A 25,115-nucleotide genomic window follows, 5' to 3' on the forward strand; every position below is an offset into this window, starting at 1 on the left:
GGTGGAGGATTGGCGGGTGACTGCTTCCTCGCCGCCCGCGGCCACTTCCGAGCGACCGGGGTGGCTTGAGCTGCCCGAGCAGGTCAGAGCCACCATCGAACAGCGAATCGGCGGTGTGGTCGTCGCCACCGCCAACCAGACTTCCGGCTTCACCCGTTGCTTCGCGTCCCGGCTGGCGATCGGTCCCGACGCGGACTCTCCCGGCGAGGAGACAGCCTTCGTCAAGGCATCGAGCGACCAGGACGATCCGCTGGTCGCCGACTGCTACCGCCTCGAAGCCACCGTCGTCGCAGGTCTCCCCGGCGACAACGAGCTGCCCGTGCCCGCCCTCCGCTGGGCCGGCGACGAGCACGGCTGGGTGGTCCTCTGCTTCGACGACATCCCGGGCCGCCCGCCCCATCGCCCGTGGCAACCGGCCGAGCTGACCAACGTACTGACCACGCTCGCCTCGATGGCGGAGACACTCGCCGCCGCGCCGAGCCTGCCTGCCGTGCCCGACCTCGCCGACTGGCGTACCCAGGACTTCGGCTACTGGCAGTCCCTGTCCACCAACTCCGGCGACGACCGCCTGGCCGACCTCGCGAAGCTCGAGAGCACCGCCGGGGCCGCCCTGGCCGGCACGACGTTCCTCCACGGCGACCTCCGCGACGACAACGTCATCGTCGGCGACGACGGCCGGATCTGGTTCTGCGACTGGAACTGGGCCAGCCGCGGGCCGGAGTGGTACGACCTCGTGATGCTCCTGATCACCGCCCACGGCGACGGCTACGACGCCAACGCCCTGCTCGGCGCCCACCCGCTCGGCGAAAACGCCGACGCCGATGCGGTCGACGCCGTACTCGCGGGTCTCTCCGGTCACTGGAGCCGCGAGTCCGCCCGTTCGCCGCTGCCCGGCGCACCCGTGTACCGCCAGGTCCAGGCCTGGTACGCCGAGGCAGCGCTGTCCTGGCTGGCCTTACGCCGCAACTGGCTCGACTGACCAAGCCGACCCCGGTGGGCCGCCGAGCGAACAGCGGCCACACCCCGGGCCGCACTCGCGCCACAGCCCTCCCAGCCATCGCGGGACCACAGCCGCATCCCTTCGGCGTCCGGCTGGCACCACCGCGTCCAGGGGGTCATCCCTCTGTAGCCCGTAGGGGAAACTTCGGGGTCGACTACGGGCGCGGGCCGAAGCGGCGGGCATGCCCGATCCACTAGCGTCATGGTCGTGTCCGTGATTACTACTGGTGACCTCACCATGCGGTTTCCCGGCGTCACCGCCCTTGACCAGCTCACGGTCAGCGTCGAGCCTGGCGTGACCGGTCTGGTCGGCGCCAACGGCGCGGGCAAGTCGACGCTGATCAAGATCCTGCTCGGCCTGTTGCCCGCGACGTCCGGATCCGCCCAGGTACTCAACCTCGATGTGCGTACCCAGGGCCCCGAGATCCGGCAGCGCGTCGGCTACATGCCCGAGCACGACTGCCTCCCACCCGACGTGTCCGCCGCGGAGTTCGTCGTCCACCTCGGACGGATGTCCGGGCTGCCGATGACCAGCGCACGCGAGCGCACGTCCGACATCCTTCGCCACGTCGGCCTGTACGAGGAGCGCTACCGCCCGATCGGTGGCTACTCCACCGGCATGAAACAGCGGGTGAAGCTCGCGCAGGCCCTCGTCCACGACCCGCAACTGGTCTTCCTCGACGAGCCGACCAACGGCCTCGACCCGGCTGGCCGCGACGAGATGCTCGGGCTGATCCGCCGGATCGGCTCCGACTTCGGCATCTCGGTGCTGGTCACGTCCCATCTGCTCGGCGAGCTGGAACGGATCGCCGGCCAGGTCGTGATCATCGACGGTGGCCGGCTGCTGCGTTCCTCCACCACCGCCGACTTCACCAGGACGACCGAACGCCTCCAGGTCGAGGTGATCTCGTTCGAGCCGGGTGGCGCGCTGGACTCCGGCCGCGACATCCTGGGCAACGCGCTGGCGGAGAAGGGCGTGGTCGTCACCCCGGCCGGCCGGATGCTCGACATCCAGGTCGCCGGCGAGGAGACCGTCGACCTGATCCGCGACCTCACCGCCCAGCTCGGACTCGGGCTGGTGCGGATGGAGCAGCACCGCCACCACATCGACGAGGTCTTCCGCACCGATCCCGTCCCGACCGGCGCGCCCCCGGCACCATCCGGCTCGCCGGCTGGTCCGCCGCCCGGAACCCCAGCTCCCCCGACCCCCTCAGACTCGAGCAAGGAGGCGGCCGCCGGTGCAAACTGACCCGCGTCCCGCGCCGGCCAGTGTCATCCACGACATCGGATACCGGCACTACGAAGGCCTGCGGCTCGGCCGCCCGGCGATCCTGCGCGCGCTGTTCGTACAGAACCTGCGCGCGGCGTACGGCCTCGGCCGGACCGCCAAGTCGAAGGTGATGCCGTTCGCGCTGCTCACCGTCATGCTGCTGCCCGCGCTGATCCTGGAGATCATCCTGATCGTCGCGCGGTCGCAGCCCGAGATGGCCGCGCAGTTCGACAACCAGTTGCTGGACTACGGGCAGTACCCCGCCGTCCTGCAGGCCGCGATCGGGATCTTCCTGGCCGCGCAGGCGCCCGTGCTGTTCTCCCGCGACCTGCGCTTCCGGACGATCACGCTCTACTTCTCCCGCCCGCTGACCCGGCTCGACTACGTGGTGGCGAAGTACTTCGCCCTGGCGGCCGCGCTGCTGATCATGATGGTCGCGCCACTGCTTCTGATGTACGGCGGCGGGCTGCTGGCCAAGCTCCCGGCCGGACCGCAGACCACCGCGCTCCTCAAGGGCCTGATCGGCGTCGTGCTGTTCGCGCTGGTGTTCGCCGGCATCGGTTCGCTGATCTCCTCGCTGACCGCCCGGCGCGGGTTCGGCGTCGCGGCGATCATCACGGTGCTGACCGTGTCGTACGGCGGCGTCAACGCCGTTGCGGGAATCGCGTCGGCGTTCGACAACGAGAAGGTGGCGGGATACCTCGGGCTGTTGTCACCCGTGACGCTCGTCGCCGGCGTGCAGAACATCCTGTTCGACACGCCGTACTCCGGCGCCCAGGCGCCACCCGACGGCGCGTTGGCCGGCGCGGCCTTCGTCCTGGCCCTGCTCGCGTTCATCGGCGGGTGCTTCGGGCTGCTGCTCCTGCGTTACCGGAAGGTGGCCGCGGCATGAGTTGCCCAGCGATCGACCGGCACAAGAAGCCGCCCACGACAAGCAGAAACAGGAGGTGACCGCGGTGAAACTGAGCACGGTCGAGCGCGTAGGAAGCACAGTTGAGATCCGCGGAGTGTCGCGGTGGTACGGCAACCTTGTCGCCGTCAACGACGTGACGATGACGATCGGGCCCGGCGTGACCGGCCTGCTCGGGCCGAACGGCGCGGGCAAGTCCACGTTGATCCACATGATGGGCGGCTTCCTCGGCCCGTCGGCCGGCACCGTGACGCTGGACGGCGAGCCGACCTGGCACAACCACGGGATCTACCGCAAGGTCGGCCTCGTACCCGAGCGTGAGGCGCTCTACGACAACCTCACCGGCTGGAAGTTCGTCCTCGCGAACGCCAAACTGCACGCCCTGCCCGATCCGGACACGGCTGCGCGGGAGGCGATCGCGCTGGTGGAGATGGAGTACGCGCAGGAGCGCAAGGTCGGCACGTACTCCAAGGGCATGAAGCAGCGGATCAAGATGGCGACGGCGCTGGTGCACCGGCCGTCCGTACTCCTGCTCGACGAGCCGTTCAACGGCATGGACCCACGGCAGCGGCTGCATCTGATGGAGCTGCTGCGGCAGATGGGCGAAGGCGGGCGGACGGTGCTGTTCAGCTCGCACATCCTCGAAGAGGTCGAGCAGGTCTCGTCGCAGATCGAGGTGATGGTCGCCGGGCGGCACGCGGCGTCGGGCGACTACCGCGAGATCCGGCGGTTGATGACCGACCGGCCGCACCAGTACGTCATCCGTTCCAGCGACGACCGGAAGCTGGCGGCGGCACTGATCGCCGACGGCTCGTCCGCCAGCGTCTCGCTCGACCCACGCGACCGATGCCTGCGCGTCGAGGCCATCGACTTCATGCGGTTCAGCTGGCTGCTGCCGCAGGTGGCCAAGCAGGCGGACGTACGGCTGTTCGAGGTCTCGCCGACGGATGAGTCGCTGGAGAGTGTCTTCTCGTACCTGATCGGGGCTGGTGGACGATGACTGCTTCTACTTTGGGGACGATCGCGTCTCTTACAGCGAGCAACCTGCTCGGCAAGCGGCGGGTGGCGCTGTTGTTCGTACTGCCGGCGCTGCTGATCCTGCTGGCGGTGACGATCCGCGTCCTGGCCGGCCAGGACGACGGCGTGACGCAGACGCTGCTGCAGTTCTTCGCGCTGTCGCCGGTCGTACCCCTGCTGTGCCTGATCGCCGGCACCGGCGTGATCGGACCGGAGATCGACGATGGGTCGATCATCTATCTACTGGCGAAACCGGTACCCCGCTGGGCGATCGTCGTGACCAAGTTCGTGGTGGCGGTGGGCTGCGTGGCGGTCTTCGCGGCCCTGCCGACGTTCATCGCAGGGCTGGTGATGTCGGGCTTCGACGGGACGATCGCGGTTGGGTTCGCGGCCGCGGCGCTGGTGGCGGGGATCGCGTACAGCGCGCTGTTCCTGCTGCTGGCGGTGATCTCCAGGCATGCGGTGGTCTGGGGACTGGTGTACGCACTGGTGTGGGAGAGCCTGGTCGGCGCGTACGTGCCGGGGGCGAAGAGCATCTCGATCCAACAGTGGGCCCTCTCCGTCGCCGACAAACTGATCGCGGCGGACACCATCGAACCGGCGGTCGGACTCGGGGCCGGCCTACTGCTGATGCTGCTGGTGACGGTGGGATCGGTGCTGCTCGCCGGACAACGCCTGCGGTCTCTGACCCTCGTGGAGGTGTGAGCGCGGGCTCTCCTGCCTGTCTCCCGTGGGCGCGCCGATCGCTGTTGCGGTCGGCGCGCCCACTGCATTCTCCTGCAGGCGCTGGCGCTTGTACGCCGTGCGACGGCTGCGGTCGCTGACGCTCGTGGACATGTGCGCGGGCGTCCTGCTGGGCGCGCCGACCGGTCTGACGGTCGCCGCGCCCGCCGTTCTTCTCGTGGTGCTGGCGATGGGCTGTCCTTCGGGCCGCCGCCAGTCGTACGGCGGGATGTCGGTGGGGCATGGCATGCTGAGCGGCGATGGCTGCTACGCGTAGTTCCCGCGCTCCGAAGGCGCCCGAGTCGTCCCCCGCCGACGGCCTGGGCACGGTGATCCTCGTGCACGGCCCGGAGGAGCTCCTCCGGGAGCGTGCCGTGTCCGCCGTGCTCGCGGCCGTACGCAAGGCCGACCCCGACGCCGACCGCTCCGAGGTCGACGGGGCGTCGCTGGCGCCGGGTGCGCTGATCGAGCTGACCAGCCCGTCCCTGTTCGCGACCCAGCGCGCCGTGATCGTCCGCGGCGCTGAAGGGCTGCCGCCCGAGACCGCCGACGCGCTGGTGGCATACGCCAAGCAACCCCAGCCCGACGTCGCTCTGGTAGTCGTCCACCCTGGTGGGGTCAAGGGCAAGGGCGCGGTCGACAAGCTGCGCAAGGCGGGCGCGCGAGTGGTGACGTGCGAGTCGCTGAAGAGTTGGGACCTGCCGAAGTTCGTCGCCCGCGAAGTCCGCCAAGCCGGCGGCAAAATCGGCGACGACGCCGCGGCTCTGCTGATCGACGCGGTCGGCAGCGACCTGCGCGCACTGGCAGGTGCCGTCTCCCAACTGCTCACCGACACCGGCAACGAGCCCGTCTCCGAAGATCTGGTCCGGCGCTACTTCGCCGGCCGCGCCGAGGTGACCTCCTTCGCGGTGGCCGACTCCGCCATCACAGGCCGCACAGCCCAGGCCCTCGAACAGCTCCGCTGGGCCCTCCGATCAGGAGTGGCCCCAGTGCTCGTGACCTCCGCGATGGCTTCCGGCCTGCGCGGCCTGGTCAAACTGAGCGGCGCCCCCCGCCGCGTCGGCGACGGCGAACTCGCGAAGATCGTCGGAGTCCCACCGTGGAAGCTGAAGAGCCTCCGCGGCCAACTCCGCGGCTGGTCACCAACAGGCCTGGCCACCGCCATCGAAGCCGTAGCCCAAGCCGACGCCGACATCAAAGGCGCCTCCGACGACGCGGGATATGCCTTGGAACGCGCCGTACTCGCGGTCAGCAACGCCCGCTCCTCCTGATCGCGGCCCACCACTCCCCTGGCTCACGCCCGCTCAGCGGTCATCGCCCGCCCCCGCACCCGCCGGACTTGGCCCCTTTGCCTGCGACCTCGTCCGCCCGGCCGTCATCGCCCTACCCACAAGCACAGCCTCATCGCTCTTGCGCGTGCCCTGAACCCGAATTCGGGCATGACAAAGGGCGCCGTGCCGACCGATCGGCGACGACGCCCACAGGCGCACCGTGCGGCTGGGCCGCACGGCTTGGCCGCTAGAGGCTCGCGGCGCGCTTGAAGATGGCGGACTTCTTGTTCGCCGCCTGGTTCGAGTGGATCACGCCTTTGGAGACCGCGACGTCGAGCTTCTGGCCGGCGCGCCGCGCCAGCTCCTGCGCCTTCTCGACCTCGCCGCCGTCAGCGGCCTCACGGAACGCGCGGATCGCCGTCTTCAACGACGTCTTCACCGACTTGTTGCGCAGCCGGCGAGTCTCGTTCTGCTTGATCCGCTTGATCTGGGACTTGATGTTCGCCACGGAGCTAAAGCCTCGATTAGACGTTGGTTTCGGGGATTGCGCGCACACAGTGGCGTACACGCGACGGCACAGCCTATCAGCCCACCAGCGAGCAGCCCAAATCCGCTGCCTCACCTACGCGCCACGCCCACTGCTGCCCGTCGCCGGCTCGCGACACCGAGGCCGTCCTTCGTACGCGCGACGGCGATGTCACCTGCCAGGTCCGTCCTCAACACTGTCGCACCCGCCGCCTCCAGAAGTCGAATCGTGGACGGCGCCGGATGCCCGTAGTCGTTGTCCGCACCCACGCTGACCAGGGCAAGCCGTGCGCCCGTCCCGGACAGTAGGCGCGGGTCCTGGTATTTCGAGCCGTGGTGCGGAACCTTGAGCACGTCCGCGTGCAGGTCCGCGCCGCTCGCCAGCAACGCACGCTGGGCCGCCAGCTCGACGTCCCCGGTCAGCAGGATCCGTACGCCGTGTACCTCTGCCGTGATCACCACGCTCGCGTCGTTCTCGGCGGATCCCTCCCCCGCCAACTCCGCCGGATCGCTGCTGACCTGGGCGGAAGGGGCGAGGGCGGTCCAGCTCACGGCACCTGCCCGGCCGCGCTCCCCGACCGCCGCCACCACGAGCGGCACCTTGGCCGCGGCAGCGGCCGCGCGGGTCCTGGCCAGGGCGTACTTCGGCGCCTGGAACGGCCGCGTGCTGATCTCACCCACGCTCCGGCCGCGTAGTACGCCGGGTAACCCGTCCACGTGATCGGCGTGGAAATGAGTCAGCAGGACGAACGGCACCTCCTTGATGCCCAGGTCGGTGAGACACCGATCGACAAGGGCCGGATCCGGGCCGGTGTCGACCACGACTCCGGCGCCTGGTCCGGCGTTGAGTACGAGCGCATCGCCCTGTCCGACGTCGCACGCGACGATCACCCACCCGGCCGGCGGCCAGCCGCTCAGCCACTGCGGCGTCAGCCGTCCAGGGAACGGCTGGACCAGCCAGAGCACGAGCATCGCCGCCAACGCGAGCGTCAACGCCCGCCTGGCCAGCACCCGTCTGGCGACCAGGACCGCGACGAGGCAGGCGGCGGTGAGCAGCACGACGCCGAACACCGACACCGGCCAGGTCAGGCTCGCGCCCGGTACCCGCGCCGCATGAGTGGCGACCTCGACGATCCAGCGGGCGGCAAGACCAGCGGGCCAGGCCGGAACAGCCGCCGCAGCGGTACTCACACCTCCGACCAGCGTGGCCAGGATCCCCAGCACCGTCGCCGGAACCACGGCGTAGCCGGCCAGCAGGTTCGCCACCACACCGACCACGCTGACCGCGCCGGACAAGACCGCGATCAACGGCGTGCAGGCCAGTTGAGCGGCCAGCGGCACGGCGATCGCCATACCGAGCCATCGCGGCAGCCAACGGCCAATCGCATCCGTCCACGGGCGGGTGAACAGCACGATGCCGGCTGTGGCGCAGACCGACAGGGCGAAGCCGTATGACCGGCCGAGCCACGGATCGTTCAGCAACAACACGATGACAGCGATCGCGAGCGCCGGTATGCCGTGCCTACGTGAGCCGAACGCCGTCCCGACCAGGCCGACCAAACCCATCGCGGCTGCGCGCAGCACGCTCGGATCGGGCCGCGCGAGCAGGACGAAGCCGGCGACGCAGACCAGGCCCAGCAGCGGCAGACCCCACGACCGGACACCCGTACGCCTTGCCGCGCCGAGTACGAAGCCGAGCAGGATCGTCAGATTCGTACCCGAGACGGCTGTCAGGTGGGACAAGCCGGCCGTCCGGAAGTCGTCCGTCAGCGCTTCCGGCATGTTGGACGTGTCACCGACGACGAGGGCCGGCACCAGGCCGCGCTCGTCCGGCGGCAGCCTGGCAACGGCAGCGCGAAGTCCGGCGCGCAGATGTTCGGCAAGGCGGTCGAGCGGCCCCGGCTCGGCCAGTGACCAAGGCGGCGAGCGCGCCGAGAACATCGCGGCCTCACGTTCGGCAGGGTCGGTGCTCGCGAGCCTGCCGACAGCGCGGATCCGCTGACCGACCACAACCTCCTTCCACAACTCTGGGCCGGTGATGATCACCGCCGTGGCCACCTTTGTGGTGATGCCGCGCGCACGTACCCGCTCGACATCCGCGTGCACGACGACATACGTCGACCGGCGGGGCGGCCGGCCCTGCCGCAGCAGCGGATCCGACCGGACGCGCAGGTCGGCGGTGACGACCGCCCCGTCGGCGGCAAGGGAGGGCAGCGGGCCCGCCCTGGAGGCGGCTACCTGAAGACCGCAGACGACCATGCCGGCCGCGATACCGAACATGACCACGGCGACCATCAGGAGACGCTGCCCGTGAGCATCTGCCGCCATCACCGCTACGCCGGCCGCCGCAGAGACGATCGCGACCACGACCGTCACCGTTGTCGGCGCGACGGGTACGACGAGGGCGCACGCCCAGATCGCCAGCGCGAGCGGTACGAGACGGAGGTCCAGTCCGCGAAGCAGGGAAGAAGCCTGCTGCCGGTCGAGCTCATCGGCTGACGCGTGGTCCGGCCTGCGCCACGCAAGCCTGAGCTTCAGCGGCCTCGCCCTCGGCTCGGACGTCAACCGCGCACCGGCCATCGCGGCCTCGGACGACGTATCCCAACCATCTGTCGTGCCGCAGCCATGCGTATCTGGCCCAGTGCCTTCAGGCGGCGCGCCAGCTGCCGCCGCCAGGACACGACGCCATACCCTTCGCAGCAACGACGATCGCGAGTGCGGTGTGGCGGTATCAGATAGCGAAGCCGCCGCAGCAGTGGCTTTGTGACGCATCCGTCGCCCCGAAGTCGACCGCGGCTTGTGCATCGGCCCGGCCGGTGATGCGCCGTACGCGTCCGCCGGGGCGCGGCCGGTCGTCGCCTGCTCGGCAGGCCAGACCGCGCCGGCCTTAGCCGATCGCAAGCCCACAGCCGCCAAAACGCGATGCCACATCCGTCGTAGCGAAGACGATCGCGAGCCTGGCATTGTGGCATCAGGCTGCGAAGCCGCCATAGCCGCAGCGCTGGTGGCGCGGTGCCTCCGTTGCTGCGAAGGCGAAAGCGGGTTGTGCATCGCGCCGGCCGGTGATGCGCCGTACGCGTCCGCCGGCGCGCGGCCGGTCGCCGCCTGCTCGGCAGGCCAGACCGCGCCGGCCTTAGCCGATCGCGAGTGCGGCACTGCGGCATCAGGCTGCGAAGCCACAGCCGACGCCGTCGTGGTGCGACGTATCCGTTGCTGCGAAGGCGAAAGCGGGTTGTGCGTCGCGCCGGCCGGTGATGGGCCGTAGGCATCTGCCGGTGCGCGGCTGCTTGGCGCTGGCTTCGAAGGCCGCTCCTCGTCAGGTGCAGCCGCGGATCGCGGGCCCGAAGCATTCAAGATGCGGCGCCATAGCCCTCGTATCAAAGACGCCGCGGCATCGATTGGCGCAATCGCCCTGGCGCGGTGCCACACCCGTTGCGGCACGGGCGTTGCGGCATCGGAGGGCGCAGCCGCGCCGGCGTTGCGACGCTTCTCATGCTCCGAAGGAGACTGCGCGCGGGACATCGCGGCGGGCGGTGTTGGGTCGGACGCAGCGGTCTCGGCGTGGCGGCTCGCCGCGGGCTCCGTAGGCCGCATCGTTGGTCGTTTGGTCGCTCTGCCGGAGGCGCGGCGGCGCGTTCGTAGGAAGCCGAGGATGCTCGCCCGCAGGTGCTTCGCGGTTGCGCGATATCGCAGCCAGCCGCGGAGGCGCTGACGTGCGGGCTCGTGGCGTTCGGGAGCGGTCATTGGATCGTCACCCGCTGCTCCAACTCGGCGTACTTGCGTTCGCCGATGCCGCTGACTTCCCTCAATTCCTGAACATTGGTGAAACCGCCGCGTTCGTCGCGGGCGTCGATGATGCGCTGGGCGAGTACTGGACCGACGCCGGGTAGGGAGTCGAGTTGCTCGACTGTGGCGGTGTTGAGGTTGACCGGCGTGTCGGTCGCCTTGGTGGGCATGCCGTCGGACGGTTGGGGCGGCGGGCTGCCGCGGGCCTGTGGCGCTTGCGCTACCCCGACCAGCACCTGCTCTCCGTCGACCAGTGGGCGGGCCAGGTTGAGCGTCGCGAGGTCGATACCGGGACGGGCGCCGCCGGCGGCCTCGAGTGCGTCGTAGACCCTCGCCCCGACCGGCAGCCGTACGACACCGGGACGGCGTACTTTGCCGGCGACGTGCACCAGCAGGAACGTCGTGCCCTGCGCGGTGCGCCGGTAGCCGACGGGCACGCTGGTCGAGCTCGGGATCGGCTTGCCCGTCGACAGGAGTGTCGCGCGCACGCTGGTTTGGGCGATCGGCTCGGTCGACGGACGACTTCTCAGCAACAGAACTCCGGCCCCGAGGATCGCGACCAGGAGGACCGCGGCAACGATCAGGACGTGTCCGCGCCGAAGCCGCGCGGGCGTCATCTCCACGTCAGGGATCTCGTCGTTCGGGTCGACAATGCCTGCTGAGAGTCCAGAGTCAGGTGGCTGTCGCGGCGGATCTGCTCCGGAGGCTGCGTCAGGCGGCGAGGCGCGAGGCGGTCCGGCAACGGATGGCACCGGCATGTCATCGAAGCCCGGCCAGTCGAACGGGTCGCCGACCGGGGCGTCGGGCGGCTCGTTGGGCGGCTCGGGCGAGGCTGGTGTGGGAGGCGCCGGCCTGGTCCTACGGCTGGGAGGCGCGGCGGCACCGGGCTGGTGTGGTTCGGTGAGCGCGGGCGCCAATGGCCTGGCGCCTATGCCGGACGGCGGCTTACGCGGAGGGGCGTTGGCGGGTTCGGGCTGAACGGCTTGGCGTGGCGTGGGCTCCACGAGTATCGGCAAGAGCCGCGGGGGTTCGGGCAGGAGGCGGCGTAGCCGGTCGACAGCCTGCGCGGTGTCGTCTGTGTTTGCGTGGGACGCGTGTGAATGAAACATGCGTTCGACGCTATGGGGAGATTGGGGGGAATGGGGGAAGGGATTTGTGGCTGTGGATTTCGCCGATCTGTGGACGAAAAGTGGTCAATGCCAGCGTCGGACGAGCGGAACTGAGAGCCGATTCCCCATAGAAGAAAGGCCGAGCCGGCGAGCTACTTCGGCGCGATCACAACTGCCAGCGTGCCAGGACCGACATGAGCGCCGATCGTCGCCGGTGTCGTACGTATTAGCGGAGACGAGCTGGAGGGGAGCCGATCCCGTAAACGCTCCGCCAGTTCTTCGGCCCGGGCAGCCGAAGCGAGATGATGTACCGCCACCCGAACCCCGTCGCCATTCAGCACGGCGGCGCAAGCGACCGCGAGTCGCTCCAGTTCGGCCAGGGCGCGGCCCGCGGTACGCACCTTCGACAGCACCGCGATCCGCCCGTCGTCCACCTGCAGCAACGGCTTCATCGCCAGCGCCGAGCCCAGCATGGCCCGGGCGGCTCCGATCCGTCCTCCCTTTCGCAAGTACTCCAACGTGTCCACATAGAACAATGTCGTCGTCTCCCCCGCCGTCGCCCGCGCCAGCTCGGCGACCTTGTGCGCGTCAGCGCCGTCGGCGGCTGCGGCGGCCGCAGTGAGGACGGCGAACCCGAGCCCCATCGTCACCTGCCGCGAATCGACAACGGTCACAGGCACCCGAGCGTCGAGACCGGCGAGCCGGGCAGCGTCCTTCGTACCGGACAGGTCGCCGGACAGATGTATGGAGACGATCTCCTTGGCGCCGGACTCGACCGCGGTTCGGTAGGCGGCGAGAAAGTCTGCTGGCGAGGGCCGGGACGTGGTGACTGTGATGCCGGATCGCATCGCCTCGGCGACCTGACGTCCGATGTCTGGATCGGTCTCGGCGTAGGCGGTTCCGCCGACGATCACGCGTAGGGGCACAACCGAAATGCCCAGGCGGGTGACCTCGCCGGCGTCCAGACACGCCGTCGAGTCCGTCACTACGGCAACTCGGCCTCCCATGCCCGAACATTACTCAACGCGTCCGGACTGTCGAGTCTCGTAGGCGTCAGCCAAGGTATGTCGGTGGTCTGCGAGACAGTTATCCCATGTACGAAACCGACGCCGAACTCGAGTGGCTGCAGGCTCTGCTGGACGAGTCGTTGCCGCGCTCGAGTGAGCACCTCCGCGCGATCGTCAAACCTGGCGAGCGGACGATCACCGCACGCCAGCTGGCCGGAGTGATCACTGGCATGTGCACCCTCGCGCTCGCCACCGTGACGGCCAAGGGCGAGCCTCGGATCAGCGCTGTCGACGGGCACTTCCTCCATGGCCGTTGGGTGTTCTCGACAGCCGGGAGCGCGGTGAAGGCGCGTCACTTGCGTTCTCGGCCTGCCGCGAGCGTGGCGCATATCCGAGGTGACGACCTCGGAGTGTTCGCACACGGCGATGTCGAGTTCGTGGAGAAGGACCAGCCTGACTGGTCAGCGATCGACGACCACCTGACCAAGCACTACGGCAGTTCGCCGACGACGTGGGGAGACGACATGGTCTGCCTCCGTTTGCAGCCGCACTGGATGGTGGCCTATGCCTTCAATCCGGCCAAGTTGATCGAGGAGAACGCATGAGGTGCGGACGCTAGGCAGGGCCTAGCAGAGACGGGCATCCGGCCATGGTGACGGTTCGAGCTGCCGACCGCGCGGCGGTGGCGTAGGACTGTCGGACATGGCGCGGCGATCGAGCGCCATGAATACGTGGCCGGATGGCACCCGCCGACGGGGCGTGGGCTGCATACGGTCCTTGCCGAGGCGGCGCGAGCGGCCGCAGGCCTCAGAACGGGTTGGCGTCTGCATGCGACGGCCGGGTTGGCCGTAGGCTCAGGTCGGCGCTTGGTTGCGGTTCTGGTGAGGCTACGGATGGCTCGCTCGGCTCGCCTACTGCGGGCGAGGCCGGGGTCGAGCACCGGACGAATGCCGGGATCGGTTGAGGCCCGGGTCGAGCTCAGGCGGCGTGCTGGACTCGGCGACCGACGAGGCTGAGCCGAAGCCCTGGCATGCACCCAAATCGGTTGCCGACGATGCCCGAGGTGACTCCGGGCGTGCGCCGGAGCCCGTTGCCGACAAGGTGGCGTCGAGCGCCGGCCGTCCACGCGGACCGGTTGCCGGCGACATCGGACTCGACTTTGGGCGCGTGCCTGGCTCGGCTCCCCGCGACGTCGAGCTTGACTCTGGATGTGTGCCTGGATCGGCTCCCTGAGACGCCGGGCTGTGCTCTGGGCGTGTGCCGGAGCCGGATACCGGCGAGGCGAAGTCGAGCGCTGGCTATGCATCCGGATCGGCTGCCGGCGACGCCGGGCTGGACTCCGGGCGTGTGCCTGGCTCGGCTGCTGACGAAGCCGGGGCGGATGCTGCACGTGCGCTCGGCTCGGCTTCGGGATCCGAGGGTGAGTCGATGACGAGATGGCGGTGCAGTGCGGCGATACCGCCGAGTGCGAGGCCGATGCCGACGCCGAGTGTGATTGCTACGAGGAGGCGGTCGAGGTCGGGTGGCCAGGCGAACGGAAGCTGCGATCGGCGGAAGCTGTCGACGTCCGGGAAGCCGGCTACGACGAGCATGGCTCCGATGAGTGTGGCGGCGAACGCCACGAACTGGCGCCGCATGGCCGCGGCCACCACCGCGACCACCGCCAGGGGCCAGGTGACCAGGCCCACGCCGCTCGCGCCTACGAAGAGCCAGAAGAACGGTTGCCCGCTCACCGCGAGCGCTGAGCCGACCGCGTGGATCAGGTTCGCGGCAGTCGCGACGACGATGCAGGCGGCGAGTCCGGCGCGCCACGAACGCGTTCGTGCGACGAGGTAGCCCGGTACTGCGAGGACGAGCATGAGCCCGGCCCATGGCCAAGGGCTCGGGCCCGGCACGTACTCCGTCCGGCCGCGTACGACGAACGTGCCGGCGCCGGTTCGGACGGGCACCTGCCAGGTTCGTGACTCGGTCTCGGCTGAGACTCGCACGGCCGGTACGGCGGCCCGCGCGACTGGCTGTCCGGGAACGCGCACCTCGACCTGCGTGCCGTTGTTGACAGCGACGGCTGTGACGCCGGGCTGCCGCGGCGTGAGGCCGGCGACCGTACTGCGCGCGTTGCTCGGGTTCAGGCCGCCAGCGTGGGCCCAGGCCGGCGCCGCCGTCAGTCCCAGCAGGGCGGTTAGCCCTGCCAGGATGACGGCGAGCCGGGCAAGCGAACGACGGGCTTCGGCGCCCGGCCGCGGTGCGCCCACGCGGCCGCCAGCCCGACCACGCCGCTCGGCGACGGCGGGCCACTGCACGACGCCGTGCCGGTGGGCTCGGGTACTCGACCACCGCGCGCGCACGTTGCTGCCTGCCTTGCTGACCAGTTGGATGACGTTGGCCGTCTGGACTCCGGCGGTTCGCAGCGGTGGGCCGGCAGCGCGGTGGGCGGGTGTGTTCACGCAGAGACCGGGTTTTCCGGCTCGCTGGATGTGGCGGTCTTGCCCTCGCGCAGGGGGGATGGTTCGGTCGGCTGGACGGTCATGGAGTTGGGCAGAAGCACAACCGCCAGTACGAGGGTCAGCAACGCGCTGACGATCGGGGCGCCGGTCCAGAGTTCGGGGACGGCGGGAAGCGAGCCGGCGACGGCGGAGGCGATCCCGATGTAGAGGGCCCAGGTGGCAAGCGAACCGAGCCCGGCGTAGGCCCAGTACGCGTAGCGGCGGTTCGCCGTCGGGCGGAGCCAGAGCGCCATGGCGTCGATGACGAGGCCGGCGGCGACGATGCCGAGCAGCGTCGGGAGGTTCTCGAAGGCTGTCTGCGCACCCGCCATCAGGATGGCCACCGAGAAGATGACGGTCGCCGTGCCGAAGGGCATGCGCCAGCGGCGGGCCAGCAGCAGCAACGGCGTGAAGAGCAGCAGTGTGGTGATCACCAGGCTGGCGGCCAGCGTTCCGGCTCCGCCCTCCGCGTCGCCCGGGCCGCCTTCGACCAGGGAGAAGGCCCAGACGATGCCGCGCGGTCCCCATTCCAGGGCGCTGCCGTACGACAGGAACAGCGACACCAGCGTTTGCGCGAACGCGATCCCCAGCAGCGCCGGCAGCATGCGGCGGAACGACGGGGCCGTCGTGACGCCGGAGGTACACAGGTCCGGCGCGTTCCAGGCCGAGCGCAGCGGTGTCGTGACGATGACCAGCATGCTCACGACCAGCCCCAGGTGGGACGGGCTGAACAGGATGTTGATGGTCGTCTCGATGCCGAGCACGGTGTGCCAGGTCATGTCCACGACGCCGAAGGCACCGAAGGCCGGAATCGCGATCAGCGCCGCGCCGTAGCCCATCGGCACGGCGGCCAGGCCGCGGCGGCCGGCGCGGACACGGGTCCAGACCTGCCACAGGACCCAGCCTGAGACCGCGGCGAAGCCGGAGTAGAACGCCGCGTGCCACGGGGTGAAGAACGTCTCGAGCTGGGAGAGGTTGCTGTGCGCCCACGCGTCGATCATCAGGCCGAGGCCGAACCACACCGACAGCAACGCGGTCACGAGGTCGGTACGAGACGAGACCCACTGCCGGGCCTCGCCGGAGTCGACGAGCAGTCGGGAAATGCCGGTCGTCGGCCGGTCCACCACGCTTGCCATAAGCGAAGGTCCTCTGAGTCGGTGCCGGTCCTAGAGCGAGACCAGCCTGTGACAACACTGTCTCCTGTACACCGCAGGGCGCGTAAGCGTGCCAGCGCGCGATCCGCCTACGTGGTAGCCCCACCGACGGCGACGGCGGTCAGGTCTTGAGGTACCGCAGAACGGCAAGCACGCGCCGATGGTCGTCGGGGCCGGGCGACAGGTTGAGCTTGGCGAAGATGCTGGCGCAGTGCTTCTCCACCGTACGTTCGGCGATCACCAGCCGTTCGGCGATCGCACGATTCGTGCGGCCCTCGGCCATCAACGCCAGTACGTCGCGTTCGCGTTCGGTCAGGTCGCTCAACGGCTCGCCGGGCTGGCGGTGGCGGTCGACCAACTGGTCGACGACGACTGGATCCAAGGCGGATCCGCCGCCGCCCACGCGGCGGATCGCCGCGGCGAACTCCTCGAGGTCGGAGACGCGATCCTTCAGCAGATAGCCGACGCCGGACGTGCCGTGGTCCAGCAGCTCGACGGCGTAGCTGACCCGGACGTACTGCGAGAGAACCAGCACCCCGACGTCGGGGTGCGAGCGGCGCAAGGCGGCGGCCGCTGCCAGGCCTTCGTCGGTGAAGGTCGGGGGCAGCCGGATGTCGACGATAGCGACCTGCGGTTGTTCGCGCGCGACTTCGGAAAGCAGCGCCGACGCGTTGTCGACGCTCGCGACGACGGTGAAGCCGGCCTCGCCAAGCAGCCGAACCATGCCCTCCCGCAGCAATGTCGAGTCTTCGCAGAGTGCTACCCGCACGCCAACACCGCCCGATCATCGTGCCCGCGGGCCGGCAGGCCGCCCAGAACCACGGCGCCTCGCAGCAACCTCGAGACCTCGCAGACCGCTACCCGCATGCCAACACCGTCCCGATCATCGCGCCGGTGCCAAGCGGGCCGTCCAAAAGCATGCCGTTCCGCAGCAATATCGAGTCCTCGCAGAGTGCTACGCGCACGGCAAGGCCGCTCGGATCGTGGTGCCGGCGCCTGGTGGGCTGGTCAAAGCGAACGTTCCGCGCTGTGCCTCCACCCGGTCGGCGAGTCCGCGGAGGCCGGAGCCGAGGGCGGGGTCGGCGCCTCCGCGGCCGTCGTCGCGGACTTCGATGGAGATGCTGTCTCGTACCTGGCTGATCGTGATCCAGGCGCGGGCGGCCTTCGCGTGCTTGGTGAGGTTCGCCAGCGCCTCGTTGACGATGTAGTAGGCCGCGGTCTCCACGGCTGGCGGTACGGTCGCCGGCAGGTCGACCGAGCACTCGACCGGCACCGAGGCGACCGCGGTCAGCTCGCGTACCGCGCCGAGCAGTCCGCGTTCGGTGAGTACGGTCGGGTGGATGCCGTGGCAGAGCGCGCGCAGGTCGTCGAGTGCGGAGAGCACGGTGTTCTTGGCCTCGCCGACCAGCTCCGCCGGCTTCGAGTCGTCGGCGGACAAGGTGGTTTCGGCCAGTCCGAGCGTCATCGCCGCCGACAGCAGGTGCTGTTGTACGCCGTCGTGCAGGTCGCGCTCGAGCCGTCGTCGTTCTGCCTCGGTGGCCTGGAGCACCCGGGACCGCGACGCATCGAGCTGGACGAGTTTGGCGCGCAGCTCCGCGGCCAGCCGTTCGTTCTCGAGTGCCAGCGCGGCGGCAGCGCAGGCCGCGTCGACGAGTTCGGGCTCCTCGAGCAGCGCCGGGTCGTGAATCAGTACGGCGAACCGCGAGCCGGCCCGGTCGACGCGGGTCACCACCTGGTCGGCGTTACGCACCGGAACGTCGACGGGCCGCCCGTCGGCGTCGACGTAGCCGGATCGCTCCGGCATCCAGTAGCCGACGCGCAGGCCGGGATCGTGCAGGGCCGAGGCCAGCGCCTCCTCCAGGTTGCCGGTCGGTCGCTGGTCACGCAGCCGTACGACCAGGTCGGCGACGCCCGCGCGGTCGATCCGGCCGCGCATCCGGCTCAGGAGGTACGCCAGCGGAATCGCCGCGAACGCCCAGAACATGCAGACGTCGAGCGCGACCTCGTACTGCGTCTCGGTGTCGATCACCTCGCCGGCCACGAACAGCCCGATCGCGATCGCGCCCGAGATCAGGACCGGAGCGGCGGCCCGCCGTTGGGTCGAGCTGGACGCCTGCCAGCGGATCAGCGCATGCAGGAGGACGGCCGTGCCCAGCACGACGATGGGTACGACCTGGAGGTCGTCGATGAGCGCGGCGACGGTCACCGGCCACGGCGCCTCCACCAGCGTGCGCAGCTCCGTGGCCGACTTGCCGGGCAGCAGCCCGAGCGAGACGAGGTAGCCGTCGGCCAGGCCGATGGCGACGGCCGAGGTGTAGACCAGACCGACCAGGACGCGTCCGACCAGCGTGCCGACCCGGCCGGTCGGGAACGCCAGCATCAGGTGCGCGATCACGGCGATCCACATCGTGCTGGCCGAGACGGCGTACTCCGTCAGCGGATCGTCCGAACTCATCGCGAGCTGATGCGGCAGCCATGCGATGCCGACCGCGACCATCAGCAGCCCGACCCGGTTGCGCGGCCTGCTCCGCCAGGCGAAGGCGCCCGCGCCGGTGAACGAGGCACCGATCAGCAGCCCGAGCATCACGAACGGGTTGCGGTTGGGCTCGGCGAGCACCAGCGCGAGCAGCACCCAGACGGCCGCGGCCAGGACTGCCACGGTGGTGTTGTCGACCCTCGGCCGATCCGTCATAGCGCCTCCCCTACGCCTCGCCTGATCCGCGAAAGACCGCACCGACAGGCTCGACCGTACCCGCTCATCGATCAGGACCGAGCCCAACGCCGATGCGGTCAGCGCAAGCATTGGAACGCCCAGGGGCGAACCTCTACGTCGCTGGGACGGAGCGGCGGGCTATGAAACGGAGGTCGGCGGCTGCTTCGAGGCTGAAGCCCCAGTAGTCGGCGGAGTCGCCGGGTACTACGTCGATGATGAGCTCGGCGCGGAGCCAGGCCGACAGACGCGAGTCGGGGACCCAGACCGGGGTCTGCTGGTCGGTTTCGTCCGCGCCCTCCTCGACCATGCCGAGGAAGACCGAACGTTCGGACGGCAACGCCTCCCTGCGCGGGCAGCACTGCAGCACCGCGCCGTACTCTCCGGACTCCGACTCGCAGAACATCAACGGACCATGCAGCCGACGCAGATAACGCAGGAGGTCCGCCGCCCTCGTGGACACACCAACCCTGATCACGTGGCAACCTTAGAACACCAAACGTTGCCGAGACGTTGCAAAAAGTGACAAATCCGGATACATCGCCCACCAGGGCGCAAGTCAGGCCAGCTGGCCGTCGAGGAAGCGCAGATGGCTCTCCACCTGGGTGCGCCGGGGCGAGCCGGCGGGGAGCCGGCCTCGGCAGGCCGACCACACCTCCAGGTCGTACCACCCATCCGGGCTCTGGGCGTAGCTGAACAGTACATCCGCGTTGGCGTGTCGCAGGATCGCGTCGCGCAGGCCGCGGCGGACGACGCGGCGCAGCTCCTTGATGTCGGGTGCCTCCGAACGTGGCAGCACCGGTCCGTTGTAGACGGACAGCGCCCGGCGGTGCGCGCCCCGCTCGAGCAGCCGGCGCAGGTCCGCGACGTCGGTGTCGATCGGAACGATCAAGCGGTACGGACGCGAAGCGATCATCGGCCCGTAGCCGTTCGACGGGCTCGTCAGCAGCCTGCGCAGTCTCGCCATCTCCGCGCGGATCGTGACCGGCGAGCAGTCGACCTCGAACAGCCGCACGGCCAGCTCTTCGGCCGTGAGCCCCTCGGGATGCTGCGACAAGATCAGCAGGAGCTCGGTGTGCCGCGGGCTCAGCACCAGCTCGCGGCCGTGTAGCCAGAGACGGCCGTTGTCGCGGCCGAGCACGTCGAGCCGCGCGCCGTCGTGCTGCAGCTCGGGTCTGACCGGCGGATACGACGAACGAAGCGGAAACCGGGGGAAGCCGTTCTCGTGGTGCTTGCCGTTGCCGTTCGAGGCGATGACAGTCGCACCGGCCACCGCCGCTCGTAGCTCGGCCTCGGCGGCCAGCGCGGCCGCGCGTACGACCGTCAGCATGGCCGGCGTGGCGACAGCCGGGCCGCCGGTCACGTCGAGTACACCGAGCAGCCGCCCGGTGCCGGGCTCGCGGATCGGCGCGGCCGTGCAGCTCCACGGCTGGACGGACTCGCGGAAGTGCTCGCTGGCGTAGACCTGCATGGACTGCCCGACAGCGATCGCCGCGCCGACGGCGTTGGTGCCGGCGTACTCCTCGCGCCAGTTGGCGCCCTCGACCAGGTGAATGCCCTCGGCCCGGCTGCGCAGGACGGGGTCACCGTCGACCCAGAGCAGCCGGCCGCTGGCGTCGCTGATCACGACGATCATGCGATCTTGTACGAGGTCGGACAGCAGCAGCTCACGGATCACGGGGATCGCGGCGGCGAGCGGATGCAGCGAGCGGTACTCCTCGAGCTCGTCGTCGAGCAGCTCGACCGGCGGCAGGCCGGCCCCCGGGTCGACACCCGCACGCATCGAGCGGCGCCAGGATTCGAGCACGACCGAACGCACCGCGCGCGTGCACGTGCCCGTCTCCACATAGCGCTCATGTGCGAGCCGAAGCATCCTCGCTCGCCGAGTGGGATCTGTCCCGCTCGGCAGGGCCACCTGCTGTTCCGCCACCTGATCCTCCGTGAGGGAGCCTACGGCAGGTGATCGCCGTACGACACTCGGCAGCACATCACCCGGGCGCGCTCCCCACGTCTAAGCCAATACCACATTTACCAGCCTGGGCGCTCGTACAACGACCCGGCGCACTGGCCTCCCGTCCAGCATCTGCTGTATCGACGAGCTCGCCAACGCGAGCCTGCGCAACTCATCCTCGCTGATCGATGGCGATACATCAATGCGCCCGCGCAGCTTGCCGTCGACCTGAATGACGCAGGTGACCTGTTCTTCCACCAGGTACGCCGGGTCGGCTTCGGGATACGGCTGGTACGCCAGCGAGTCCGCGTGTCCCAGCCGCTGCCACAACTCCTCGGCCAGATGCGGCGCGAACGGTGCCAGCAGCAGGATGAGACTTTCGACGACGTCGCGTGGTGGAGCGCCCTCCAAAGAGGTCAGATGATTAGCGAACTCGATCAGCCGCGCGATCGCCGTGTTGAACGCCAGCTCGTCCAGGTCGGAGCGAACCGTCTCGATCGTCCGGTGCAGCAGCCGCAGCGTGCCGGCGGCCGCGGGTGCTCCGGATACCCGCACGTCGCCGGTGCGCTCGTCGACGACGATCCGCCAGACCCGCTGCAGGAAGCGATGTGACCCGACGATGCCGCTCGGATCCCACGGCCGCGACACCTGCAGCGGCCCCATCGACATCTCGTAGACGCGGAACGAGTCGGCGCCGTACTGGTCGCACATGTCGTCCGGGGAAACACTGTTTCTCAGGCTCTTGCCCATCTTGCCGATCGAGTGCGTGACCGGCTTGCCGTGCCAGGAGAAGACCCCGTCGCGTTCGTCCACCTCGTCGGCCGGAACGTAGACGCCGCGTTCGTCGGCGAAGACATGCGCCAGGATGTCGCCGTTGTTGACCAGCTTGTGGTAGGGCTCGCCGGTCGTCACGTGTCCCAGGTCGTACAGCACCTTGTGCCAGAAACGGGCGTACAGCAGGTGCAGCACGGTGTGCCCGACTCCCCCGACGTACAGGTCGGCGGGCATCCAGTACGACTCGTTCTCCGGCGAGCAGAACGTGTCGGCGTTGCCGGGGTCCAGGTAGCGCATCTCGTACCAGCACGATCCCGCCCACTGCGGCATCGTGTTGGTCTCGCGGCGGTACTCCTTCGGGCCGTCGCCCAGGTCCAGCGTGACCGTCGTCCACTCCGTCAGCCGGCTCAGTGGGGCTTCCGGCGCGGACTCCGAATCGTCCGGGTCGTACGTCGTCGGTGAGAAGTCGTCGGTCTCGGGCAGCTCGACCGGCAGCATGCTGTCCGGCAGTGCGATCGGCCCGTGCTCGTCGTAGACGATCGGGAACGGCTCGCCCCAGTAGCGCTGCCGGCTGAACAGCCAGTCGTGCATGTCGGGGATCCAGTTGCGCTGCTGGGTCTTGACCGGCTCGGGCCAGTCCAGCTGGTCCAGGTCCTCGGCCAGCCGGCCGGCGTACGCGGTGATGCGCAGCATCCACTGCCGCAGGGTCTTGCGGAAGACGGGGTAGTTGCCGCGCTCGCTGCGACCATCGGCGGTGACCTCCTCGTTGGCCAGCACCGTGCCCAGACCCGGACACCAGTTGACCTCGGCCTCGGCGACGTACGCCAGCCGCCGGTCGTCGATCGCCTTGCGTTGCTCGGCTCTGCTCATGCCGGCCCAGGCGCGGCCGTCCGGCGTGGCCCGGATCCCCTGTGCGTACTCGGATTCCAGCTCCGCGATCGGCCTGGCCCGGCGCTGCTCGTCGTCGTACCAGGAGTTGAAGATCTGCAGGAACATCCACTGGGTCCAGCGGTAGTACGACACGTCGGTCGTCGCGATCTCGCGCCGCGGGTCGTACGCCTGCCCCAGCCGCCGCAACTGCGCGCGAATCGTGTCGATGTTTCGCTTGGTGGTGATCGCCGGATGCTGGCCGGTCTGCACGGCGTACTGCTCGGCCGGCAGGCCGAACGCGTCGAAACCGAACGCGTGCAGGACGTTGAAGCCGCGCATGCGCAGGTAGCGGCCGTAGACGTCGGTCGCGACATAGCCCAGCGGATGGCCGACGTGCATCGCGCCGGACGGGCCGATGAACATGTCCAGCACGAAGAACTTCGGCTTGTCGTCGCGGCGCTCGGCGTAGAACGTCTCGTGCTCGCGCCAGTAGCGCTGCCATCGTGCTTCGATCGAGCCGGCGGACACGCCGGTATAGCGATGGGTTTCCATGATGAGTGCTCTCCTCAGCGGGCCGTACGAACCAGGGCGTGACCATCGGCCGCGCCGGCGCGGTGCCCGCCGGGGCACCCTCTACAGTCGGCGCGGCCCGCTAAGAAGAAGCAGAGTCATCCGCACGAGGTCAGGATAGCTCTGCCTTCGACTGGTCGTCCACCGCCTTACGCCGTGGCGCGTACGCGACCAGCAGGGCGGCCAGCAGCACGCCGAAGATCCCTTGCACGACGGGCATGCCGGTGAACAGCTCCGGAATCGGCACGCGGCCCTCCAGGACCATCGCCACCCCGATGTACAGCGTCCAGATCGCCAGCGATGCCAGGCCGGCGAACGTGCAGAAGCGCACGCGCGCGTCCGGGCTCGGCCGCAGCCACCGGATCAGCAGATCGACGACCAGGCCGGCCGCGAGCACCGACAACAGCGTCGTGAGGTTACGGAAGCCCGCGACCACACCGCCGAACAGCAACGGTGGCACGTACAGCAGCGTGACCGAACCGAACGGCGGACGCCAGCGCTGCACCAACAGCAGAACGGGGATGAGCAGTGCGAAGTTCGTGATGAACAGCCGGGCCGCCAGGACGCTGGCCATCGACACGGGTCCGCCCTTGACGGAGATCGCGTCGACGATCGCGGCCGCGTCGCCGCGCAGGGCGGTGCCGTAGCCGGTGAACATCAGCGCGATGCCGGTGCCCAGCCCGAGTCCGACGAGGATCGGGATGAACCGGCGGCCCACCGGATCGGCGGTCGCGGCGCGGGCCCGCAGCAGCGGTGTCGTCATCAGAACGACGATCGAGACCACCAGCGCCAGATGGGACGGGCTGAACAAGACGTTGATCGTCGTCTCGATGCCGATGAACGTATGCCAGAACAGATCGCCGATGCCGCCGAGCGCGAACAGCGGAACGGCCACCACGGCCGCGAGGTAACCGGCCGGGACGGCAGCCCGCCCGCGGCGGCCGGCTCGGAGGTTTCGGTAGACCAGCCAGGCGATCCAGGTCGCGGTCGCGGCGTAACCGGAGTAGAGGACCGCGTGCCAGGGGGTGAAGAAGGTCTCCGGCACGGTCAGGTTCGAATGCGCGTTGGCGTCGACGAAGACGCCGATCGCGGTCCACGTGCAGACCAGAAGCGTGATGAGGTCTTCGCGTGGGGTCGTCAGCGTTCGAGGCTCACCGGAGTCGGCGAGTAGCGTACGCAGGTTGAGTTGTGGCCGTTCGAGTACGTCTGCCACGGAACGTCCCCTCCCCTGTCCGAAATTACTCGAAGGGTAGGTGAGTGGAGGGGGGACTTCCAGGCCTTACGAACCTTTTACGAGTCCTTTCGCAGCTTGCCGGACCGGTTGTAGGCGAGCCGGCCGAGCTTGGCGCGAACGGCGCGCCGGGCGATCGGGCCGAGGTCGTCGATGGCCTCCGCGATCTTGCTGAGGCGTTCGAGCTCGGCGAAGGCGTCCTCGGCGGCGTGCGCGTCGACGAGCTCGAACAACTCGAGCCCGATGAAGCCGGCCGACACGGCGCGGGCGAGCGCCGCGGGATCGAGCAACCCGTCGATCGGGCTGGTGGTGAGCACCCGGCGCAGCACGGCCTCGACCTCGACGGTCCACAGCCGCAGGCCGTCGGCGACGGCTTCGCGCAGGATCGGGTTGGCGTGCGCGGCGGCGACCAACTGGGCGAGCACGGCGACGCTGCGGCTGGCCTTCTCGGCCGAGTGCAGGGTGCGGCCCACGTCGAGCAGCTCGCGCAGGTTGGTGACGGCTTCGAACTTGTCCTTGTAGGCGGCGACTCTTCGGGCGGTCTCGGTACGGCAGGCCTCGGCGAGGAGGTTGTCGACACTGCCGAAGTGGTAGAAGACCAGGGCCTGGTTGGCACCGGAACGAGTGGCGACCATGCGCGCGGAGACACCGGCGACGCCGTGCTCTTTTACGGTTTCGAGCGTGCCGGCGATCAGTCGCTCGCGGGTGTCGGTTGCCGTCATGGGGTCTGCTGCACCTGTGTTCTTCTCATGAGC

21 protein-coding genes are annotated in these 25,115 nt (G+C 69.5%); 8 read left to right on the top strand and 13 right to left on the bottom strand.

Going from position 1 to position 25,115, the window contains the following annotated elements; translation table 11 throughout:
• The first annotated feature begins 16 nt into the window (after positions 1–16).
• The 7 genes from ACYVF6_RS03980 to holA all read left to right on the top strand — a co-directional run bounded on the left by ACYVF6_RS03980 (position 17) and on the right by holA (position 6,190).
• Complete coding sequence (locus ACYVF6_RS03980; RefSeq protein WP_460515819.1) at positions 17–979, top strand: phosphotransferase family protein; 963 nt, start codon at positions 17–19, stop codon at positions 977–979.
• Between the two features lie 228 nt (positions 980–1,207).
• Positions 1,208–2,248: an ABC transporter ATP-binding protein gene (locus tag ACYVF6_RS03985; RefSeq protein ID WP_460515821.1), complete on the top strand. Its 1,041-nt coding sequence runs from the start codon at positions 1,208–1,210 to the stop codon at positions 2,246–2,248.
• Positions 2,238–3,161: an ABC transporter permease gene (locus ACYVF6_RS03990; RefSeq protein ID WP_460515822.1), complete on the top strand. Its 924-nt coding sequence runs from the start codon at positions 2,238–2,240 to the stop codon at positions 3,159–3,161. Before ACYVF6_RS03985 ends, ACYVF6_RS03990 begins: the two co-directional genes overlap by 11 nt.
• 64 nt (positions 3,162–3,225) lie before the next feature.
• Complete coding sequence (locus ACYVF6_RS03995; protein WP_460515824.1) at positions 3,226–4,179, top strand: ABC transporter ATP-binding protein; 954 nt, start codon at positions 3,226–3,228, stop codon at positions 4,177–4,179.
• Complete coding sequence (locus ACYVF6_RS04000) at positions 4,176–4,901, top strand: ABC transporter permease subunit (RefSeq protein WP_460515826.1); 726 nt, start codon at positions 4,176–4,178, stop codon at positions 4,899–4,901. Before ACYVF6_RS03995 ends, ACYVF6_RS04000 begins: the two co-directional genes overlap by 4 nt.
• Before the next feature lie 88 nt (positions 4,902–4,989).
• A complete protein-coding gene (locus ACYVF6_RS04005) occupies positions 4,990–5,196 on the top strand; it encodes a hypothetical protein (RefSeq protein WP_460515828.1) in 207 nt (68 codons plus the stop codon).
• The gene (holA, locus tag ACYVF6_RS04010; RefSeq protein WP_460515830.1) at positions 5,180–6,190 is read left to right on the top strand and encodes a DNA polymerase III subunit delta; all 1,011 of its coding nucleotides are present in this window, start codon (positions 5,180–5,182) and stop codon (positions 6,188–6,190) included. The genes ACYVF6_RS04005 and holA overlap by 17 nt, the downstream gene beginning before the upstream one ends.
• Before the next feature lie 247 nt (positions 6,191–6,437).
• Here holA and rpsT read toward each other — a convergent pair whose 3' ends face one another.
• From rpsT to ACYVF6_RS04030, 4 genes are all read right to left on the bottom strand, one after another.
• Positions 6,438–6,698, bottom strand: coding sequence for a 30S ribosomal protein S20 (rpsT, locus tag ACYVF6_RS04015; protein ID WP_460515831.1), 261 nt, complete (start codon positions 6,696–6,698; stop codon positions 6,438–6,440).
• A gap of 110 nt (positions 6,699–6,808) precedes the next feature.
• A complete protein-coding gene (locus ACYVF6_RS04020) occupies positions 6,809–9,295 on the bottom strand; it encodes a ComEC/Rec2 family competence protein (protein ID WP_460515833.1) in 2,487 nt (828 codons plus the stop codon).
• Positions 9,296–10,455: 1,160 nt separating this feature from the next.
• Positions 10,456–11,118, bottom strand: coding sequence for a helix-hairpin-helix domain-containing protein (locus ACYVF6_RS04025; RefSeq protein WP_460515979.1), 663 nt, complete (start codon positions 11,116–11,118; stop codon positions 10,456–10,458).
• A gap of 644 nt (positions 11,119–11,762) precedes the next feature.
• On the bottom strand, positions 11,763–12,617 hold the full coding sequence (locus ACYVF6_RS04030) for a DegV family protein (RefSeq protein WP_460515835.1): 855 nt from the start codon (positions 12,615–12,617) through the stop codon (positions 11,763–11,765).
• Positions 12,618–12,703: 86 nt separating this feature from the next.
• Here ACYVF6_RS04030 and ACYVF6_RS04035 point away from each other — a divergent pair, with 86 nt between their 5' ends.
• A complete protein-coding gene (locus ACYVF6_RS04035) occupies positions 12,704–13,222 on the top strand; it encodes a pyridoxamine 5'-phosphate oxidase family protein (RefSeq protein ID WP_460515837.1) in 519 nt (172 codons plus the stop codon).
• A gap of 693 nt (positions 13,223–13,915) precedes the next feature.
• Here the strand turns inward: ACYVF6_RS04035 and ACYVF6_RS04040 are convergent.
• The 9 genes from ACYVF6_RS04040 to ACYVF6_RS04080 all read right to left on the bottom strand — a co-directional run bounded on the left by ACYVF6_RS04040 (position 13,916) and on the right by ACYVF6_RS04080 (position 25,082).
• Entirely contained in the window at positions 13,916–15,061 is a 1,146-nt protein-coding gene (locus ACYVF6_RS04040) for a hypothetical protein (protein ID WP_460515839.1), read from the bottom strand.
• On the bottom strand, positions 15,058–16,236 hold the full coding sequence (locus tag ACYVF6_RS04045; protein WP_460515841.1) for a hypothetical protein: 1,179 nt from the start codon (positions 16,234–16,236) through the stop codon (positions 15,058–15,060). The genes ACYVF6_RS04040 and ACYVF6_RS04045 overlap by 4 nt, the downstream gene beginning before the upstream one ends.
• A gap of 139 nt (positions 16,237–16,375) precedes the next feature.
• Positions 16,376–17,023: a response regulator transcription factor gene (locus ACYVF6_RS04050; RefSeq protein WP_460515842.1), complete on the bottom strand. Its 648-nt coding sequence runs from the start codon at positions 17,021–17,023 to the stop codon at positions 16,376–16,378.
• A gap of 186 nt (positions 17,024–17,209) precedes the next feature.
• Positions 17,210–18,946, bottom strand: coding sequence for a sensor histidine kinase (locus tag ACYVF6_RS04055; RefSeq protein ID WP_460515844.1), 1,737 nt, complete (start codon positions 18,944–18,946; stop codon positions 17,210–17,212).
• A 133-nt stretch (positions 18,947–19,079) separates the two neighbouring features.
• The gene (locus tag ACYVF6_RS04060; protein WP_460515846.1) at positions 19,080–19,442 is read right to left on the bottom strand and encodes a DUF779 domain-containing protein; all 363 of its coding nucleotides are present in this window, start codon (positions 19,440–19,442) and stop codon (positions 19,080–19,082) included.
• Positions 19,443–19,523: 81 nt separating this feature from the next.
• The gene (locus ACYVF6_RS04065; protein WP_460515848.1) at positions 19,524–20,810 is read right to left on the bottom strand and encodes a GAF domain-containing protein; all 1,287 of its coding nucleotides are present in this window, start codon (positions 20,808–20,810) and stop codon (positions 19,524–19,526) included.
• A 165-nt stretch (positions 20,811–20,975) separates the two neighbouring features.
• Positions 20,976–23,111: a class I tRNA ligase family protein gene (locus ACYVF6_RS04070; protein WP_460515850.1), complete on the bottom strand. Its 2,136-nt coding sequence runs from the start codon at positions 23,109–23,111 to the stop codon at positions 20,976–20,978.
• Between the two features lie 130 nt (positions 23,112–23,241).
• Positions 23,242–24,342 (bottom strand): hypothetical protein, encoded by a 1,101-nt coding sequence (locus tag ACYVF6_RS04075; protein ID WP_460515852.1) that lies wholly within the window; start codon positions 24,340–24,342, stop codon positions 23,242–23,244.
• A gap of 77 nt (positions 24,343–24,419) precedes the next feature.
• Positions 24,420–25,082, bottom strand: a complete 663-nt coding sequence (locus tag ACYVF6_RS04080; RefSeq protein ID WP_460515854.1) for a TetR/AcrR family transcriptional regulator — start codon at positions 25,080–25,082, stop codon at positions 24,420–24,422.
• Between the last annotated feature and the right edge of the window lie 33 nt (positions 25,083–25,115).

The sequence above is a fragment of the Flindersiella endophytica genome (assembly GCF_054779015.1).